General features: G+C 52.1%; 17 protein-coding genes. 4 read left to right on the forward strand and 13 right to left on the reverse strand.

The annotated features are described in order from the left end of the window. Positions 1 to 288 precede the first annotated feature (288 nt). Positions 289 to 1461 (forward strand): hypothetical protein, encoded by a 1173-nt coding sequence (locus tag VMC84_RS06155; protein ID WP_325379104.1) that lies wholly within the window; start codon positions 289 to 291, stop codon positions 1459 to 1461. 2 nt (positions 1462 to 1463) lie between these two features. On the opposite strand, the gene VMC84_RS06160 is transcribed toward VMC84_RS06155, so the two are convergent. Continuing rightward, entirely contained in the window at positions 1464 to 2492 is a 1029-nt protein-coding gene (locus VMC84_RS06160; protein ID WP_325379105.1) for a FemAB family XrtA/PEP-CTERM system-associated protein, read from the reverse strand. Further along, the gene (locus tag VMC84_RS06165) at positions 2482 to 3426 is read right to left on the reverse strand and encodes a polysaccharide deacetylase family protein (RefSeq protein WP_325379106.1); all 945 of its coding nucleotides are present in this window, start codon (positions 3424 to 3426) and stop codon (positions 2482 to 2484) included. Before VMC84_RS06165 ends, VMC84_RS06160 begins: the two co-directional genes overlap by 11 nt. A gap of 113 nt (positions 3427 to 3539) precedes the next feature. On the opposite strand from VMC84_RS06165, the gene VMC84_RS06170 reads away from it, so the two are divergent. After that, complete coding sequence (locus VMC84_RS06170) at positions 3540 to 4172, forward strand: PIG-L deacetylase family protein (RefSeq protein ID WP_325379107.1); 633 nt, start codon at positions 3540 to 3542, stop codon at positions 4170 to 4172. A 68-nt stretch (positions 4173 to 4240) separates the two neighbouring features. Beyond that, the gene (locus VMC84_RS06175; RefSeq protein ID WP_325379108.1) at positions 4241 to 4969 is read left to right on the forward strand and encodes a WbqC family protein; all 729 of its coding nucleotides are present in this window, start codon (positions 4241 to 4243) and stop codon (positions 4967 to 4969) included. A 5-nt stretch (positions 4970 to 4974) separates the two neighbouring features. Here the strand turns inward: VMC84_RS06175 and VMC84_RS06180 are convergent, their stop codons facing one another. From VMC84_RS06180 to VMC84_RS06210, 7 genes are all read right to left on the reverse strand, one after another. Then, positions 4975 to 6015, reverse strand: a complete 1041-nt coding sequence (locus VMC84_RS06180; protein ID WP_325379109.1) for a polysaccharide deacetylase family protein — start codon at positions 6013 to 6015, stop codon at positions 4975 to 4977. 21 nt (positions 6016 to 6036) lie between these two features. Then, the gene (locus VMC84_RS06185; RefSeq protein WP_325379110.1) at positions 6037 to 7590 is read right to left on the reverse strand and encodes a glycosyltransferase; all 1554 of its coding nucleotides are present in this window, start codon (positions 7588 to 7590) and stop codon (positions 6037 to 6039) included. Positions 7591 to 7602: 12 nt separating this feature from the next. Further along, positions 7603 to 8589: a UDP-N-acetylglucosamine 3-dehydrogenase gene (locus tag VMC84_RS06190; RefSeq protein ID WP_325379111.1), complete on the reverse strand. Its 987-nt coding sequence runs from the start codon at positions 8587 to 8589 to the stop codon at positions 7603 to 7605. A 3-nt stretch (positions 8590 to 8592) separates the two neighbouring features. Beyond that, entirely contained in the window at positions 8593 to 9693 is a 1101-nt protein-coding gene (locus tag VMC84_RS06195) for a DegT/DnrJ/EryC1/StrS family aminotransferase (RefSeq protein WP_325379124.1), read from the reverse strand. A 5-nt stretch (positions 9694 to 9698) separates the two neighbouring features. Continuing rightward, the gene (locus VMC84_RS06200; RefSeq protein ID WP_325379112.1) at positions 9699 to 10310 is read right to left on the reverse strand and encodes an acyltransferase; all 612 of its coding nucleotides are present in this window, start codon (positions 10308 to 10310) and stop codon (positions 9699 to 9701) included. Positions 10311 to 10412: 102 nt separating this feature from the next. Continuing rightward, complete coding sequence (locus tag VMC84_RS06205) at positions 10413 to 11375, reverse strand: ParB/RepB/Spo0J family partition protein (RefSeq protein ID WP_325379125.1); 963 nt, start codon at positions 11373 to 11375, stop codon at positions 10413 to 10415. Positions 11376 to 11872: 497 nt separating this feature from the next. Beyond that, positions 11873 to 12013 (reverse strand): hypothetical protein, encoded by a 141-nt coding sequence (locus VMC84_RS06210; protein ID WP_325379113.1) that lies wholly within the window; start codon positions 12011 to 12013, stop codon positions 11873 to 11875. 78 nt (positions 12014 to 12091) lie between these two features. Between VMC84_RS06210 and pscS the strand changes: the two genes are divergently transcribed. After that, positions 12092 to 13240 (forward strand): O-phospho-L-seryl-tRNA:Cys-tRNA synthase, encoded by a 1149-nt coding sequence (pscS, locus tag VMC84_RS06215; protein ID WP_325379114.1) that lies wholly within the window; start codon positions 12092 to 12094, stop codon positions 13238 to 13240. Between the two features lie 258 nt (positions 13241 to 13498). On the opposite strand, the gene dapF is transcribed toward pscS, so the two are convergent. The 4 genes from dapF to VMC84_RS06235 all read right to left on the reverse strand — a co-directional run bounded on the left by dapF (position 13499) and on the right by VMC84_RS06235 (position 17681). Further along, the gene (gene dapF, locus VMC84_RS06220) at positions 13499 to 14338 is read right to left on the reverse strand and encodes a diaminopimelate epimerase (RefSeq protein ID WP_325379115.1); all 840 of its coding nucleotides are present in this window, start codon (positions 14336 to 14338) and stop codon (positions 13499 to 13501) included. Further along, positions 14335 to 15615: a diaminopimelate decarboxylase gene (gene lysA / locus VMC84_RS06225; RefSeq protein WP_325379116.1), complete on the reverse strand. Its 1281-nt coding sequence runs from the start codon at positions 15613 to 15615 to the stop codon at positions 14335 to 14337. The genes dapF and lysA overlap by 4 nt, the downstream gene beginning before the upstream one ends. Then, positions 15612 to 16766, reverse strand: coding sequence for an LL-diaminopimelate aminotransferase (locus VMC84_RS06230; RefSeq protein ID WP_349256749.1), 1155 nt, complete (start codon positions 16764 to 16766; stop codon positions 15612 to 15614). The genes lysA and VMC84_RS06230 overlap by 4 nt, the downstream gene beginning before the upstream one ends. A gap of 111 nt (positions 16767 to 16877) precedes the next feature. Next, complete coding sequence (locus tag VMC84_RS06235; RefSeq protein ID WP_325379118.1) at positions 16878 to 17681, reverse strand: hypothetical protein; 804 nt, start codon at positions 17679 to 17681, stop codon at positions 16878 to 16880. Between the last annotated feature and the right edge of the window lie 15 nt (positions 17682 to 17696).

A 17696-nucleotide genomic window follows, 5' to 3' on the forward strand; every position in this document is an offset into this window, starting at 1 on the left:
AAATACCATAGGGAAACAGCTGATACCGGGTATGCTTTTCCATGATCCGCAGAAAATCCCACCGATGGAACAGCAGGCCATAGGGACTCCTCTCCACGAACTCATCCCAAAGCGCCTGGTCACCGATCAACTCAACCGACATCAACACACCCGTGGCCGTATCATATTCATATCCATAAGCGTTCTAGAGTATTATAATGATTTTCACGGAGGCTATTTCTGCCGGCCGCCACAATCGTTATTATTAGTTTTACCATGTTTTATATTAACAATTAACGAGGGAGTGTAATGCTTATCATCTGTGAGCCCCAGTGTATCGGATTTGAGCACGTGGAATTAAACTCGGCCCTTATCACGCTGCACAGGAATGCATTTCCGAAGGAAAGGATATTATTTTTCGCCGAAAAGTCCCATCTTGAGCATGTGCGCGCGAAGGTCGACGGCGACGGCGGTTCGACTGTGGAATTCTATGCCATCGGAGTGCCGGTATCGCGACGATATGAATCCTTGAGACTCCCGCGGGACCTGGCGACATGCTGTAAAATATTCCACATCGCCCGGAAAAACGGATGTGATAAGGTGTTGTTTTGCTCGATAACCGGTTCGACGCTCTTCTCCATAAAGACACTGATGAAATTCTATAGTGAGCTAAAGTGCGTCGTTATCCCCCACGTCATTCTGGAAACGATCCTCGATAAGCCGCCAGGGAATCCGATCGAGATGCCCTTCTGGTTCCGGCGGGTATTAGGCGAGGGGAATAACGATAATATTTTTTACCTGGTACTCGGGGAGTCAATCAGGGAGCGGCTGTGCCGGGAGATACCCAAATTGGCGGGGCACGTCGGTGCGATGGACCACCCCTACCATTTTGTCAATACGGAACGGTCTATACGAAAGCTAAGCATCGATGACAGCACGATATCATTCGGTTTCTTTGGCATCGGATTGCGAAAAAAAGGTATCGACCTGTTCGTCAGGATGGCGGGCGAGCTCCGAGAGATGAAGGCGATGATGCGGCCCAATTTCGTCGTCATCGGCAAGATCCTCGATAAGGAGACCCGGTCCCGGCCGCTGGACCACCTGGAGGTCCCGTCCCCCGTCCAGCCTTTGAGCCGGGACCAGTACGACTACTATGCGAATAAGGTAGACTATTCGCTCTTTCTATACCGGGCGAACACGCATCGGCTGAATCCTTGCGGCACCATGTACGACGCGTTCTCTTATCTCAAGCCCATGATAGCGATCGGAAACCCATATCTGGAATACTACTTCAGGACGTATGGCGATATCGGCTACCTGTGCGAGGATTACGAGGATGTCAAGGCGACGATCCTGAAAATATTAAATGAAAAGCCCGATGCCCGTTATCTGGAACAGCAGAAGAACTTGCTCAATGCCAGGGATCGGTTAAAGATCTATGGAATTCCAGACGAGATCAGATCGTTCTGGAATAAAAAATAAGATCACGGGATATATTTTCTAAGCCCGGGCCCCACGATCCTCGTCAGCCCCAAGGGCAGATGGCCCCATATTTTTGAAAAGGACCCGTATTCGTCCTGGATCGCCCGCGGAGCTTTTTTTGGAGGGTGATGGTAGTAATATAAGGGGACTTCGGCCGCCCCCCAGGCGCGCTTGAATCGGAAATTCCCGGAATCCTTGAGACTCCTCCCGAAGTCGAAGTACCGTAACCCGTCTCCGGCCGCAGTCTCAATAGATCTCCAGTAGATCAGGTCGTTGGGCGAGAGTGAAAAATAGCTGGACAGCGAGGCCCCCCAGCCGGAGATCAGCGTATCCTTGAACCGGAGAAGGTAGAGTGCCGATATCACATTTCCCGCGTATTCCACTTCAGCAATGGAGACGTCTTCCGGAAAGCGTTTCTTTAAATTTTTGAAAAAAATGCGGTCGTGCACGGGAGTACCCAGCCGGCCCATGCCATGGCAGTAGAGCTCATAGAAATCACCGATCGCGGCATCGGCCTTATCGATCTTGAACTGCAGGTTATTTTTTATCGCCTTTCTGACGCTCCATTTGACCTTCTTATTCATGCGAGCCCACGCCGGTTCCGCCCCGCCTGAAACATCCATGATAAACGTCACGTAATGGTCCGTGTAGTCCATTTCCATAGTGGAGCAGTTCCTGGTCCGGAACTCGAAGTCGGCAGAGCCCATCTCATTCCCCGCCGATAATGCCGCTCGCACTAGTTCAGTCGTGATACCGGGGCTGTCGGTGCACGCGCCACCATACGGCGCGAAGGGTACTGAAACGACGCGTTTTCCGAAAAATATACTCCGAATAAAAAATAGGGGCAGTATGCCGCAAATTTTCCCGTCCCCGTTTTTTGCGGTCAAATAAAAGGATCGATGGCCGTACGAATCCTCGATGACTTCTTTCCAGCCGATCCGATGATAAAAAGTCGCCTGGTCGTTATTTCTAACATATTCGTCCCAGTCGGGCTCATCGGCTTTGGATAGGGGAGATATCTCAACTTTCATCGAACGACACCAGGGCGTCCTTTAAGGTCATCTTTTTCACGGACTTAAGCTCTTTAAGGATAAGTCTCAGACTCTTTTCTACTTTTTCCCCGTGGATTGTCCAGTAGAAGGGCCTCCCTTTCCCCACGCGGGGGAAACTGGAATTGGAGATGTCGATGGGATGGAAATAAAATATCGTATGCCCCCGCCGCATGCTTTGTTTTAAGCCCCGCAGTATGAGCTGTGGCCCGAGGAACCGGAGCATCGGGCCGCCCGAGGTAGGCAGCCGGATCCCTATGTCGAGATAGGGCCAGGGAAATTCGACAAAAGACCGGGAACCGCCCGAATCCAGGCCGTTCTTTCGGGGATAATATGGGTGGCTTGAGACGCCCTCGAGGGCGCTATCTGTCTTATTGAAGAGGGAGTTCCGGTTCACCGAGGAATCGTATTTAAATCCCATGTCCTCCAGCGCGTCCAGCATCCAGCCCGATACCAGGGCATTCGGCGCACGGTAGCCGACGATACTCTTCCCGCAGGTCCTTTCTAAGATATCCCGGGACCTCAGGGTCCGGGACCTGAACTCGTCGAGGCCAATGGCCGGGGCCTTAGTCCGGGGGTCGATATTACAGGCGTGGTGCAGCCCGTGGCAGGCGATCTCATGGCCCTGCGCTACGATAGATTCGACCAGACCGGGGTAGTGTTCGACGACGTCGCCAACGACAAAAAACGTGGCCTCAATGCCGAACTCTTCCAATAGATCGAGGACGCGACCCGTGGGCTCCGTAAGGTAGTCGTATTTTTCCGGCCATTTTTCGAAGAAATCGTCCATATCCTTATAGGTCGAAAATGGTGAGCCCGTGACGGATGGTATGTGATACCAGTCTTCAACGTCGACAGTAATGGATATGCTCGGCTCTTCCAGTAATAATGCCCCCTGAGGGCGAGATCTAATCAAGTCCTTGGTTAATAATTATCCTCATTCGCATATATAAAATAGCGGCACAGACACCGGACCAAATTATTTATTAAGGGATAGATGAGACAATCGTATCAAGAGAAATTGATAACATGATCCATAAGAGGGTACTGATCCTATCTCCCCATACGGACGACGGGGAAATATCCGCGGGCGGTGCCATCGTCCGATTCATCGAGGAGGGCAAGGATGTTTTTTATGTTGCCTTTTCGAGCTGCGAAAAGTCCGTTGAAAAAAATTTTCCCGGCGATATCCTAAAAAAAGAATGCAAGCTGGCGACGGGGGTGCTGGGGATCGATAACAGCGATAATATTTTATTGGACTACGAGGTCCGGGAATTCCCCCATTTAAGGCAGGAGATCCTGGAGGACATGATCAAATTAAAAAAGGATATCTGTCCCGATCTCGTGATCACGCCGTCCTCCTTCGACACGCACCAGGACCACCAGGTCATATATAATGAGACGCTGAGGGCTTTTAAGAAATCGGCCTCAATCTTCGGCATGGAGCACCCGTGGAATAATTTGAATTTCCGGACGGATATTTTTATTGAGCTTAACGAAGCCCAGGTAATGAAGAAGATCGACGCCCTAAAACAATATACGTCACAGAATAAAAAAGACTATTTTGACGAGAAGTACCTCCGGGCCCATTTATTCACGCGGGGCATGAATATCGGCGTCAAATACGCTGAAGTCTTCGAGTGCATCCGGCTCAAGCTATGAGTATATGCGGGTATAGATGACCAAGCGATAGAAGGGATTATATGAAATAGAGTCGATGAAAGGTTTATATGTCCAGGATATTAACGGCACATCAACCTCTTTATATTCCATGGATGGGTTTTTTTCATAAGGTCGCCATCAGCGACATATTTTGTCTGTGGGACGACGTCCAATTTACGCCCGACGCATATATCCACCGGAACCGGATCAAGGGGCCTAACGGGCCGATGCTGTTGACCATACCGCTCCATATGGGCGATTATTTTAATAAGACGATCCGTGACATGGCCGTCGATAATAGCCAGAGCTGGAGGAAGACCCACTGGAATTCGATCCAGGTCTCCTACGGGCGAAAGGCCCCGTACTTCGAGTCCTACCGCGACTTTTTCGAGGGCCTCTACAAAAAGGAAGACTGGGGTAACATCGCGGAGCTCGACGAATATGTTTTAAAATACTTGTTTAAGGAGCTGAAGATCAACGTTGAATTCTTGAGAGCGTCCGACCTGCACTTCGAGGAGAAGAAATCAGACCGTGTCCTGGACATGTGCTTAAAATTAAACGCCGACATGTATATTTTCGGGGAGGGCGGGGAAAAGTATGCGGATAAACAAAAATTCCAGGAAAAAGGTATGAAGATCTATTTCCAGAAATATAAGCACCCCGAGTATCCCCAACTCTACGGGAGCTTTGTCAGTAACCTGTCCATCCTGGACCTGTTATTTTGTTTCGGCGAAAAATCCTCGGAGATCATCATGAAAAGCAATCCCAAAAAAGAGGATTTGCTTAAATATATGTAAATTTTTTAATACCCTTTTCTTATCCATTCAGAAACCTGATCCCCGGAAGCCATCCAGGAATTTTTCAAGCGGCAATAGTCGAGTAGCTTTATATAAAATTTAACCCAGGGTTTCCGGTAGCTCGCGCTAAAGACATCGCTATGCCAGAGGATAGTCGCGACTCCCCCACATTTTTCGACGCGATCGATCATTGTTCGGGCGATTTCCCACAATCGATCCATGGGTATACCAGCATTGAACAGCGTAAAGTCCGCCAGCACGAGAGGGAGCTCGACGATGTCGATGCTCTTATTATCGGCGAGAGAAGGCTTAAACGGGTGGCAGAGGCCGTTCTTAAAGCCGATGACACGGTTATTCCCTATGGTCGCATCATATCTAAAGCCACATCGTGCCAGGTACTCCCACGATTCCGGTATCTTGAACTTGAGATAGTGATTCCGGTAGCCGACAATGTCCTTGTTCAATATTTTTGTGATCCGCTTTTTTTCGGTTAAAATAAGATCGGGGTCACGATACGAATAATAACCGCCATGGAGGCCGACCTCAAAGCCTCGATCGACGAGGGCGCCTAGTTTATCCGATAAGTCATCGACGTTATACCGGAACCGGCGGATATCCCGATCTGCCGCCATGAAAAAGAAGGTTGACCGGGCATCGTATTTCTCTTCGATCTCCATAATCTCTTTAAAATTGATATACGGGCTATGGTCCTTTCCTTTAAAGGTCCAGAAGGAATGATCTATAAATTCATTAAAGTCGAGGTGCCCGAGGGAATATATGGAGGATGCCACGGTGTGTAGAGGAGGCGGATAGATGTCGTCGACGTCGTGAGTCAGGCAAACGGCAAACTTTTTACCATCAGGATATTCAGCCTTTAAGCCGTTATCCATGAGATAGCTCGACATATAAGGATCTAAAAATAGAGGCGAGGCTTTAACGTCCTTTACGTCATCATAGGCCTGATTATTATGGGCTTCGTTTTTGAACGTATAAAGGTCCCAGAAATCATTTTTTTGCCTGAGTATCTGATCGATCGGATAGGACATAGGTACCCACTTTTACCTGCACTAAGAATTGACCATCCGGTCTTCCTGCATATCGAACATCATAGCAAATAACAATAGTTGGACCCCGATGATCGTTATGAACGCCGCCAGTAGGGGATAGTTCGTAGAGACATGCTGGTCGAGCGTCTTTTCAATTAATATCCAGAGGCTGAATATGACCCCAAATGGCACCATGATCATGCTGATCACATAGAAAAACACCAGGGGATGGAAGCTTAATACGACGTATTTGGTCTTGAGCCGCCACAGGAATCCCCTAAAGATCATCGGAGCGACTTTCAGTATATATTTCCCATACTTGATCTTGGACCGCTCGTTGCCATACCGGGCGGGCATAGCCACGTCCATGGTCCTCATGCTGTAGGTGTTCAGCTTGATCAGCATGTCGTTACAATAGCCGTAATAGGTATAGATCGAGTCGAGATTGATCGCCTCCAGCGCCTGCCTCGAGATGGCCGTATAGCCGTTCTGCGGGTCCATGATGTCCCAGTAGCCGCTCCCGATCTTCGTGATCAAAGTCAGCAAGGAGTTACCTAATGACCGCCAGGAGCTCATTCCCTTCCTGAACTCTTTGCTTATGAGGCGGTTGCCTTTCGTATAATCGGCCTTATTCTCCATGATAGGCAGTAGGAGCCGCGGCAATTGCTCCGGGTCCATCTGGTTATCGCCCGCCATCACCGCCACGATGTCCATCTCGTCCTCGAGCGCCATCTTGTAGCCGGTGATTATCGCCGCGCCGACGCCTTTATTGGGCTCATGCCGGACCGCTTTGACACGGGGGTCGGTTATGCTCTCTATTACCTCGGGCGTGTGGTCCTTACTTCCGTCATCGATGATGTAGATGCGGGTAACGTAACCGGGTATACCTTTGATGGTATCCGCCAGCAGCAGCTCTTCATTATATGCGGGCACGACTACGCCTATACGGAACAGGCTAAAGAGCTCGAAATCTTCATTGTCAAGTGTTTTTATTTTAACCCCACTATTGCGCGCTGAGGAATACACCTGTGTCGAAATGTCCATATGGTCATTGATCTGAACGTTAGCCATGGATCGCTTAAGATATTCGCCGGTACAGGCGATAAAGCCCGTAAACCTGCCCCGTGTTGTCTTATTGTTCAATAACAGGACATTCTCATTCATCCGGTCGGAGCTTATCGGGCTAGAACTTACGGCGACGTCGTATCCTTTCTCAAGCTGCTCCAATAATCGCGGAATCTGATAGGGGTCGTGGGTTCCATCACCGTTGAGGAATACGATCTTTGCTTCAGAGCGATCCGGGGCAATTGACAAGATGCCCCCCGGACCATCGATCCGGGATAAATCGACGACTTCGGCATCGAGCGACTTGGCGATCGATGCTATCCGACCATCAAAGCTGCTAGAGAGAACATACGCCTTATCCACGAATTCTTTTACGATGGATATCACGCTGCCAAGCGTGAGATAATTGATCCGGCCGGAAATAATGGCGATGCTTTTAGGCGATTGCTCGCCCCCAAGATCATTAATGGCCAGCCTATCAGCATCGCCGTTCACACTTACCATGCTCATGAGGTTGCACCATCAACTCGAGATCATGGTATTCGTTATCATCTTGATCTCCGGCATAATGGCATCCTGTGTTATCTTCATCACAGTCGAGCTCTTGTACGACTCGATGGACGCCAGTGCCGCCATAAGCGCCATTATGCCGTCTTCCCCGGAGGCCGATGGTTCATGCCCGTTCTTGCAGCAATTCATGAAGTGCTCGAGCTCATTCCGCAGAGGCTCCTTTTTCTCGACCTTCGCTTCCTTCACCCACTCTTTATCGTGGATGAAAATTTTCTGCTCCATGTAATCGCCATAGCCGACTGCTTCAGTGCCGATGACCGTGAACGTCCGGGTCTTATGCGGCGTAAGCCAGTTGGTCTCGACGACACCGGCCCGGTTGCCCGCGAATCGCAGGAGGATCGATGCGTGGTCTTCCTGCGAGTGGATGTCATTACCGGCAATGGCATACACTTCCTGCGGCGAAGAATTGTATAAATATGATATAATATCTATATCGTGGACGCCTATATCGAGGATGACGCCCACGTCCCGAATACGGGGATTATAAGGCCCCACACGCCGGGTATTTATACTCACGACCTTGCCCAATTCCATGGAGTCGATGAGGCTTTTCATCTTTATGACCGCCGGATTGAACCGCTCGATATGGCCGACCATCAGCTTGAGGCCTTCCAGGCGTGCCGCATCGACGATGGCCCTGGCGTTTTCGACCGTATCGGATATCGGCTTTTCTACGAGCAGATTTGTGCCGCTGGAGATAACATCCAGTGCCACACGCCTGTGCAGAGTGGTCGGCACGACGACGCTCACGGCGTCCAGGCCCAGCTTAAGCATCTCACGATAATCGGTGAAGCCCTGTGTACCATATTGCTTTGAAAGCGCTTCGACTCTCGTTTTGTCAACGTCAGCGATGCCCGCGAGTTCCACACCCTGGATCTGACAATATGTCCGGATGTGGTTCTGGCCCATTGCACCGGCTCCAATTACGCCAACTTTCATAGATTATACCCCCATTTTAGATATTTCTTTTATCGTTTTGGCAATTTCATCGATGTCCTCCTTAATAATCGACGGGTGTACCGGCAAGGATATAACTTCCTTTGCGGCCTGTTCCGATTTCGGATGATAGCTATTATACCCAAGTTCCTGGTAGATCTGCTGCCGGTGTATCGGCACGGGATAAAAAACACTGTTGCCTATTCCGGCTTTTGTGAGTTCCTGCGCGAGCGCGTCCCGGCTAAGCGGGAAATCGCCGGTGACCCGGACCGTATACTGGTGGAAGACGTGCCGGCAGTCCTGCCGGACGGCCGGGGTAACGATCCCAGGAATGCCTTTTAATTGTTCACTAAGGTACGCGGCGTTTTCTATACGCTTATTATTGAAACTATCGACCTTATTGAGCTGCGCCAGCCCTATTGCCGCCCCGATGTCGGTCATCCGCATGTTATACCCGAGCATCTCGTGGTAATACCTGACCTTCGAGCCGTGGGAACGGATCATCCGGGCTTTTTCGGCGAGCTTCCCGTCGCTGCAGGTGATCATCCCGCCCTCGCCCGAGGTCATGTTCTTCGTCGGGTAAAAGCTGAAGCAGCCCATGTCGAACGAGCCGCATTTCCTGCCTTTGTAGAGCGCGCCGTGGGCCTGGCAGGCATCCTCGATGACGGCCATGCGGTAGTCCTCCGCCATGTCCATGATGGCCTTCATTTCCGCAGGATGCCCGTACAGGTCCACCGGCAATATGGCCCGGGTGCGGTGTGTGATCTTCCCCTTGATGTCCTCCGGATCGATGTTGAACGTGTCCGGCTCGATGTCGGCGAAGACGGGCTTTGCCCCGGTATATAATATGCTGTTGGCCGTGGCGATGAAGGAGAACGGGGTCGTAATGACCTCGTCGCCTTTTCCGATTCCACGGGCTTGAAGCGCGATATGGAGGGCGGCGGTGCCCGAGTTGACCGCTATGGCGTGGTCGACGCCGATATATTTCGAGAAGGCCTCCTCGAACTCTTTCACTCTCGGCCCTTCGGCGATCATGCCGGACCTCATGACGCCGACGACGCCGTCGATCTCTTCCTGGGCTATGAGAGGTTTCGCGATAGGTATCATGATGATCAAATCTTGTTCAAATTTCTCAAATTTTCCGGAAGCTTCACGATCTTTGCCGGCGCGCCGATGGCCAGCATCCAGGGCGGCACGTTTTTCGTCACGACCGCACCTGCCCCGACCATGGCACCCTCACCGACCTCGACGCCGGGCAGTATAGTGGCGTTCGCGCCGATCGAGGCGCCCGTCCTTAAGACCGGCCCCTTAAGGTCGTACTTGACACGGATAGGGTATTTATCGTTGGTCAGGACCGAACAGGGGCCCATGAATACATTATCCTCGATGATCGTGTTCAACGGCACGTAGACGTTACTCTGCATGCTCACGCTGTTGCCGATGATAGAATAGCCGTCTATGATCGTGTTCGTCCCTATGAGGACATTATCCCCCAGGGTAGTCATTTCCCGGACCATGATGTTATGGCCGGTCCGCAGATTGTTGCCGATCTTCACGTCACAATAGATGGTCGAGTTCGAGCGGATGACCGCATTGTCGCCGATCGTCGTCCCCGCATAGGGATAGCGCTCGAGCTTAATGTTCCTGGACCGGGCATCGTCCAGCACCTTGCTGGACGGATACCCGAGGATGACGTTCTCCAGGATCGTGCAGTTTTTACCCAAGCTGCTTGTCCCGTAGATCCGGCACGACTCGTGGACGTGATTTCCCCGGCTACGGGTGATTATTGTTTGAGAATACGTACTTATGTCCCCCTTTTGACCGCTTTAAACTAGTGCTTTATCCTGTAATTTATCACCGCTGAATGCCGCATCGTCTTTGAGCATCGCGTATAGCGAGCTCAATTTCTCCAGTGCTATCTCGATCTTATTAATGACATCCTGCCTTTTCGGCCGCTCGGACGCCTGGTAGCTGTTGATCAGGAGCTCTATATCCCGGCCGATCTTTTCCACATATTTTATGACCTCGTCATCGGGCGTGTTACGGCCTATACTGCCGGCCTGGCCTGCATCCGCTTGCATGAAGTTGCCCTTATGCATTTTTTTTATTGACTGAAGGTATTTTAGCGCATCCTGATCCCGCATCTCCTTTGATTTAATCGAAAGGTATGCGGTTTTTTGAAGCTCCATCGGAAGCCGTGCAATGTCTTCGATGACCTTGATATTGATACCGTATGCAGGTTTCTGGCCGTCATCGTCTGAAAATCTATCCAGGCTAGATTTTGCCGCTTGCCATTCGCTCGCCAGGATCACCTGCAGGTCGGGATCCAGGCGCTTGACCAGGCCCACCTTGGACGTGACGTAGTCGGGAGTTTTTCCGATGATCTCCGCGATCTCCTTATATTTGTAGCCGTGGGACTGCTTCAGCAGGATGAACGCGTGCCCGAGGTCGAACGGGTTAACGTCCTCCCGCTGAATGTTGGCGATGATCTGCTTAAAAACGGCATCCGCGCGGGTCTCCTCGACTTCGATGATCACTTCCCGGCCGACGATCAGATCGGATATGCCCAGCTCCTTCATCGCCCTCAGCCTTCGCTCGCCGTCAATGACCGTATAAGAGCCACCCGTCCTGCAGACGAGGATCGGCTGGAGAAGACCGACATCCGAGATAGTGGACTTAAGGTTATTGATATTCCCCGGGTTCTTTCGCAGATGGTCCGGGCTGACCTTAATGTCATTAATCGGTAAATTTGCAAGACTATATTTCTCTTCAATAACGACTATTGATATGCCCCCTTACTATTAAAAATAGAAAAAAAGTGGTTGATATACCTTTCTAGATTTATTATGAGTAATTCAAATAAAATATTTATATATTTAATTTATTATAAATTTTTGTAAATATGTTCTAATCAAAATTAAATTAAAAAAAATATATTTACATTCGAACTCGGTGTTTTGGCACCTTGTTTATTTTAATATGAAATATTTAATATAATAATAATTAATTTTTTTGTATAAATAATTATAAATATTTAATTATTCAAGCAAATACTAACATTTATTATGTAGCAACGTGTTACTATATTAATTTATAATTTTTCGCTATTTTTCTTCAGGGCGATCTCGTTTATCGATATGATTTAATGCAAGTTAATCAAAGGCCTTCATAGAGTGTACCAGTATCTCGCATATCTTTTAGATTATCTTATCCGGCACCCATTTTGCTTACTTATTCTGAAAGCATTTAGCTGAACATTGTTTATTCAAAAGAATAATATAATGGGCTACGTCGATCTCGGATGTTTGAACGGATGCGTTTCCGAACGCCTATTAAAATAGGGCAGCATCGCGTCCAGGATCTCGTCGCTCACCTGCGTGGTCGCCATGTCATCCAGATAGACCTGTCTCTTGGCACCATCAATCATATAATATTTATTACATTAAATAGTATAATTGCGTTAAAAGACAGGCTTAAGTATTATTAATCGAATGTGGCATGTGCAATGACGATCAATACGGCAAAGTTCGGCTTTATCAAGAGAGATACGCCCAGGGAGATCAACCTGGACCCCCTGCAGACCGGGGGCATACTGACTCCCGAGGCACGGCAGGCATTACAGGAATGGGGTGACGGCTACTCGGTCTGCGACTACTGCGGCGGCTCCCTCGACCAGATCAAGACGCCACCCATCTTCGATTTTGTCTATAAGGCCCTGCCCGAGTTTTTAGGATGCGACCAGGCGCGCATCACCAATGGCGCCCGGGAAGCCAAGTTCGCCATCATGCATTCCATCTGTAAGGAGGGCGACTGGATCGTCATGGACGGCAACGCCCACTATTCGTCGCTGGTCGCTGCGCAGAGGGCCCGCCTGAACATCAGGCTCGTCGAAAAGACGCCCAACCCGGAGTATAAGATACTGCCGGAGAAGTATGCGGAAGCCATCGACGCTGTAAAGCGCGAGTCCGGTAAGACGCCGGCGCTGGCGCTGCTTACATACCCCGATGGTAATTATGGCAACATCGCCGACGCCCGGGCGATCTCGAAGGTCGTCCACGACAGCGGCATACCGTTCCTGGTCAACGGCGCTTATGCGATAGGCCGCATGCCGTTCAACGCAAAAGATCTGGGAGCCGACTTCGTGTCGGGCAGCGGCCACAAGAGCATGGCGGCTTCCGGCCCGATAGGAGTGTTAGGCGTCAGCAAAGAGTATGCGCCAAAAGTGCTCGCAAAATCACCGACGCATAAGGCCAAGGAGATCGAGCTCCTGGGCTGCACGGCCCGCGGAGCTACCATCATGACAATGCTGGCCTCGTTTCCCACGGTTTATGAGCGCACGAAGCCGGCGCGCTGGCAGAAGGAAGTCGAGGACGCCCGGTGGTTCTCCTCACAATTTGAAAGCATCGGGCTGAAGCAGCTCGGCGATAAGCCGCACAGTCACGACCTCATGTTCTTCGAGGCCATGCCGTTCTTCGACATATCCCAGAAGCTCGACCGGTACTTCCTCTACCGCGAGCTAAAAGAGAGAAGCATCCACGGCATCAAGCCCGGCCTGACCAAGAACTTCAAGATCAGCACGTTCGGCGTGGGAAGGGAAAAGCTGAGCATCGTGGTCGACGCGTTCAAGGAAATATTACAAAAGTACAGCCAGTAATTCATTATTTATCCTGGCAGTGTTATTTATGCCGGTGGGGGTTCCTGCCGGGTTAAAGTGCCCGGGAAAGGAACGCCCAGACGGCCAGTGCTACGACTCCCGTCAGCAGCGCCAGGATGATCGTTAAGGCGAGCAGCGAGATATGCATGATATTGACAGTTCAAAATAATATATTAATAAATTTATATATTTAGCTTTCTTTATTCATACGTTTAGAGGGTAATGGACGGTAAAAAAGCGGATTAACAGTAGAAAAAATTAGAGCTTCGCGGGATCGAATTCGATCTCACCTTTGTAAACGGTCTCGGCGCCGCCCTCCATATAAGCCATGTCTTTGTCGAAGCTGATCATGAGCTCGCCACCCGGCGTCTTAACAACGGCAGTGTCCCGGATGATCCCCAGGTGCCTGGCCACGGCGGCGGCCGCTACGGAGCCCGTGCCGCAGCTCAGCGTTTCGCCCTCGACGCCACGCTCATAGGTACGCACGCGGAGGCCGCCCATGTCCCGCTGGACGAAGTTCACGTTCGCACCTTTGGGGAAGACCTTATCGAACCTGATCTCGGGCGCCGCATCCATTAGATCGGGATCCTCGAGCGAATCGACGAAGATGACGGCGTGGGGCACGCCCGTGTTGACGGCGGATACCTCGTAGCCGTGCATGGGCACGTTGATGAACTCGCCCCGGCCCTGGGCCGGGATCTTTATGCGGTCGAAGAGGGGCTTGCCCATATTGACCTTCACAAGCGTCTTGCCGTTATCGACCTTAGTATCGATCTCCAGCACGCCTGCCTTCGTCTCGACCCGGGATTTCCCGGGCACGATATACCGCTGGTCGAGAGCGTACTTAGCAAAGCAGCGGATGCCGTTGCCGCACATCTCGGCCTCGGAGCCGTCCTCGTTGAAGATACGCATCTGTAGCGGAGCCCGGACGCCCTTGGTCAAAAACATGACGCCGTCGGCGCCAATGCCGAAGCGCCGGTGGCAGTACTTCCTGGCGAAGGCTGCCTTCTTATCGTCGGGCACGAGGAGATCGTCCCACTCGTCGAGCAGGATGAAATCGTTGCCGTTGCCCTGGAGCTTGGTGAACTGAATGCTCATAGTAATCTACCCGGTACTAGCTGGTTTTGTAAAAGGTCATCATAAGTCTCACGCTTGCGGATAAGCTCCGCATGCCCGTCGTGCACCAGCACTTCGGCACAGCGGGGCCGTGCCAGGTACTGCGAGCTCATACAGAACCCGTAGGCGCCCGTATCCAGCAGGGCAACGATGTCGTCCTTCTGGACTTTTGGCAGCTTGCGGTCCCGGGCGAGGATATCGCCGCTCTCGCAGATCGGGCCGGCGACGGTATATGTGTCGGCTGTTTTTTTATCGGCCTTGTTGGCTACGACGACCTCGTGGTACGAGTCGTACATGGCGGGGCGGATGAGCGTGTTGAAGCCCGCGTCGACGCCGATGAAGGTCGAGTAGGCCTTCTTGACCGTGTTGACGTGAGTCAGCAGGACTGTCGTGTCCGCGACGATGTAGCGGCCCGGCTCGATGTGGAGCTCGGGATTAATGCCGAGCTCCTTGCACCGCTTCTGGTACAGCGGAAGTATCGCCTTCGCGTAGTCTGCCGGTGTCGGAGCCTTGACGTCCTTCTGGTACGGGATGCCGAACCCGCCGCCGATGTCCACGAACTCCAGGTCGACGAACTTCGATATCTTCGCCACCAGGTCCATCATGCGGTTGACTGTCTCGATGTAAGGCTCGACCTCCAGGATCTGGGAGCCGATGTGGCAGTGAATGCCGGCGGGATTGATGCCCGGAAGCTTTGCGGCCTCACGGTACGTGTCGACTATCTCAGGCCTCGGTATGCCGAACTTGGATATCTTCAGGCCGGTGGCCAGCTTGGGGTGCGTGTCCCCTGAAATCTCGGGGTTGACGCGGAAGGCGACTTTTACTTCTTTTCCGCGGGCCTTCGCGATCTTTGAAAGTGAAATAAGCTCGTCGTGGGAGTCGATGGAGACCATGACGCCCGCCTCGACGGCGAACGCGAGCTCGGCGTCGGTCTTCGAGTTGCCGGTGAAGAGTATTTTTTGGGCCGGAATGCCGGCCAGCCTGGCCAGGTAGATCTCGCCGTCGGAGAAGGCGTCCGCGCCCGCGCCCTCCTGCGCCAGGATGCGCTGGACGACCAGGCTGTTATTGGATTTTGCCGCGAAGAAGATGCGCGTGTTCTTGAACGCCTTCGCGAACCTGCGATAATTATCCCTGAGCCGGTCCTCGCTGGTCACGTAGAGCGGCGTACCGTACTCTTTTGCGAGACTGACGGTGTCCAGTCCGCCGATGTGCAGATGGCCGCCTTTGACTTCCAGGTGGCCGGGAATCTCGAACTTCATAGTTTCTTCATCCTCTCGACCGCTTCGTTAATGCGCTCGACGGGCTGCGTCAGCGCGAAGCGCACATAGCCCTCGCCATACTTGCCGAGGCTGATGCCGGGCGTGCACACGACTCCCGCCCGGTCGATTAAAAATCTGGCGTACTCGACGGACTTGCCACCGGGCACCGGTGCCCATACGTAGAACGTAGCCTTCGGCTTTTCAATGGTTATGCCAAGCGACTTGAGCCCGACCAGGAGCGCGTCGCGCCTGTCCTGGTAGACCCTGCTCATCTTCTGCTTGAACGTGTCGGAATGCCGTAACGCGTCGATAGCGGCCATCTGGACCGCCAGGAAGGCGCCCGAGTCGACGTTCATCTTGACCCTGCCCAGGCCTGCCACGATGTCGGCATTTCCGACGGCGAAGCCGATGCGCCAGCCGGTCATGTTGGATGTCTTCGAGAGCGAATGAATTTCAATACAGCAATCCATAGAGCCCGGCACCTCCAGGATGCTCGGGGCTTTATAGCCATCGTAAGTAACTTCCGAGTAAGCGTTATCGTGGACGATGATGAGGCCGTTGTCCTTGCCGAAGTCCACTGCCTCCTTGAAGAACTTCCTGTCGGCGATGGCCGCCGTTGGGTTATTAGGATAATTGATGAATAGCATTTTGGACTTCTTAACGATGTCTTTCGGGATCTTCGAAAGGTCGGGCTTGAAGCCGTTCTCTGTAAGCAGCGGCATGTCGCCGGGTATGCCCTCCGCGAACATGGTGGCCGTCCCGTATACCGGATAGCCCGGGTTGGGGCAGAGCGTATAGTCGCCCGGGTTCACGAAAGCCTCGGGTATGTGCGCGATGCCCTCCTTGGAGCCGATGAGCGTGATGATCTCCTTGTCCGTGTCCAGCTCCACGCCGAAGCGCTTGCCGAACCAGTCCACGCACGCGTCCCTGAACACGGTAGAGCCCGAATAGGACGGGTACTGGTGGGTTTCCGGATCGTGCACAGCCTTACAGAGCGAGTCTATGACGTAGTCCGGCGTGGGCAGATCGGGGTCTCCGACACCCAGGTCGATGACGTCGACCCCTTCTTTAATTTTCTGATGCTTCGCTTTGTCCACCTCGGCGAACGCGTAGGGGGGCAGCTTGTTGAGCCTGTCCGCGTACTTGATCATTACCCGAAAACACTCCTGAATGCGCTGACGCACGGTTTACTAATAGTGCAAAAGGTATAAATAAAGCTGTTCATGGGCCATTGTAAAAGATAAAGAAATAGGCTGTGGCACTTATTTAAACCGCGTCCCGAGGAAGAAACTCAGGGCTGCGACGATCCCGAGCGCGGCGACAGATGCCACGAGCACCATAGGGCTGACCCCGCCCTGCGCCTCCGGCATCGGCGTAGCCTCGGGCGTCGGTTCCACCGTCGGCGCGGGCGTCGGCGTTACCACAACTGCGCTGTAGATAGTGAACGTTCCATCGTGTCCCTGCGGATTGAACTCAGCGGAAAGGCTCCCGTCGCCGATGGCCGAGCCTAATTTCAGTATCTGGTATTGTGAGCCGTCGGAACAGGATATGTATAGGCCTCTATCCGGATCGATGCTTTTTAAGGCGTCACCCGAAATGCTCAGGGCATATTTCGGGCCGGACCTGAAGTCCCACCCATCTGCGGGCGTCATCGTGACTTTCACTTTGCCCAGTATCATGCCATAACCCAGGCCCTCGGGCATGCCGGAGGCGTCGCCAGCCTCAAAGGCAATATCCACCAGGACGCCGGCGGGCGGATCATGGCTCAATTCGCCGGTTATGGTGAGCATATAGTCCATGCCATTAGCCGTGCCGTTCTTTTGTACCCAGAGCTGTACGCTGTTAAAATCTTTACCTTCTAAGTGTCCGATAGTAGTGCCGTCGCTGGAATTCACAGGTTTCGTGTATGGCACGAACTTAGGCGGAGTGTAAGTCCCTCCGCCCCCGCCGCCGCTATGCGGAGGCACGGTGGGGAACACTGGCGGTTCTGCCATGGAAATGCCGGACAGCGATACCTCGATCAGGACGAACAAAAACAATACAATAATGATTCTAGTTGCCTTCATACCATCATTTCCTTT

This window comes from Methanocella sp. (assembly GCF_035506375.1).
GTDB lineage: Archaea > Halobacteriota > Methanocellia > Methanocellales > Methanocellaceae > Methanocella.

Coding starts and splice junctions, on each gene's coding strand:
- VMC84_RS06155 (WP_325379104.1), top strand. CDS start 289: ATGCTTATCATCTGTGAGCCCCAGTGTATCGGATTTGAGCACGTGGAA.
- VMC84_RS06185 (WP_325379110.1), bottom strand. CDS start 7,590: ATGAGCATGGTAAGTGTGAACGGCGATGCTGATAGGCTGGCCATTAAT.
- VMC84_RS06175 (WP_325379108.1), top strand. CDS start 4,241: ATGTCCAGGATATTAACGGCACATCAACCTCTTTATATTCCATGGATG.
- lysA (WP_325379116.1), bottom strand. CDS start 15,615: ATGAAGTTCGAGATTCCCGGCCACCTGGAAGTCAAAGGCGGCCATCTG.
- VMC84_RS06235 (WP_325379118.1), bottom strand. CDS start 17,681: ATGAAGGCAACTAGAATCATTATTGTATTGTTTTTGTTCGTCCTGATC.
- pscS (WP_325379114.1), top strand. CDS start 12,092: ATGACGATCAATACGGCAAAGTTCGGCTTTATCAAGAGAGATACGCCC.
- VMC84_RS06230 (WP_349256749.1), bottom strand. CDS start 16,766: ATGATCAAGTACGCGGACAGGCTCAACAAGCTGCCCCCCTACGCGTTC.
- VMC84_RS06160 (WP_325379105.1), bottom strand. CDS start 2,492: ATGAAAGTTGAGATATCTCCCCTATCCAAAGCCGATGAGCCCGACTGG.
- VMC84_RS06210 (WP_325379113.1), bottom strand. CDS start 12,013: ATGATTGATGGTGCCAAGAGACAGGTCTATCTGGATGACATGGCGACC.
- VMC84_RS06190 (WP_325379111.1), bottom strand. CDS start 8,589: ATGAAAGTTGGCGTAATTGGAGCCGGTGCAATGGGCCAGAACCACATC.
- VMC84_RS06195 (WP_325379124.1), bottom strand. CDS start 9,693: ATGATACCTATCGCGAAACCTCTCATAGCCCAGGAAGAGATCGACGGC.
- VMC84_RS06170 (WP_325379107.1), top strand. CDS start 3,540: ATGATCCATAAGAGGGTACTGATCCTATCTCCCCATACGGACGACGGG.
- VMC84_RS06180 (WP_325379109.1), bottom strand. CDS start 6,015: ATGTCCTATCCGATCGATCAGATACTCAGGCAAAAAAATGATTTCTGG.
- dapF (WP_325379115.1), bottom strand. CDS start 14,338: ATGAGCATTCAGTTCACCAAGCTCCAGGGCAACGGCAACGATTTCATC.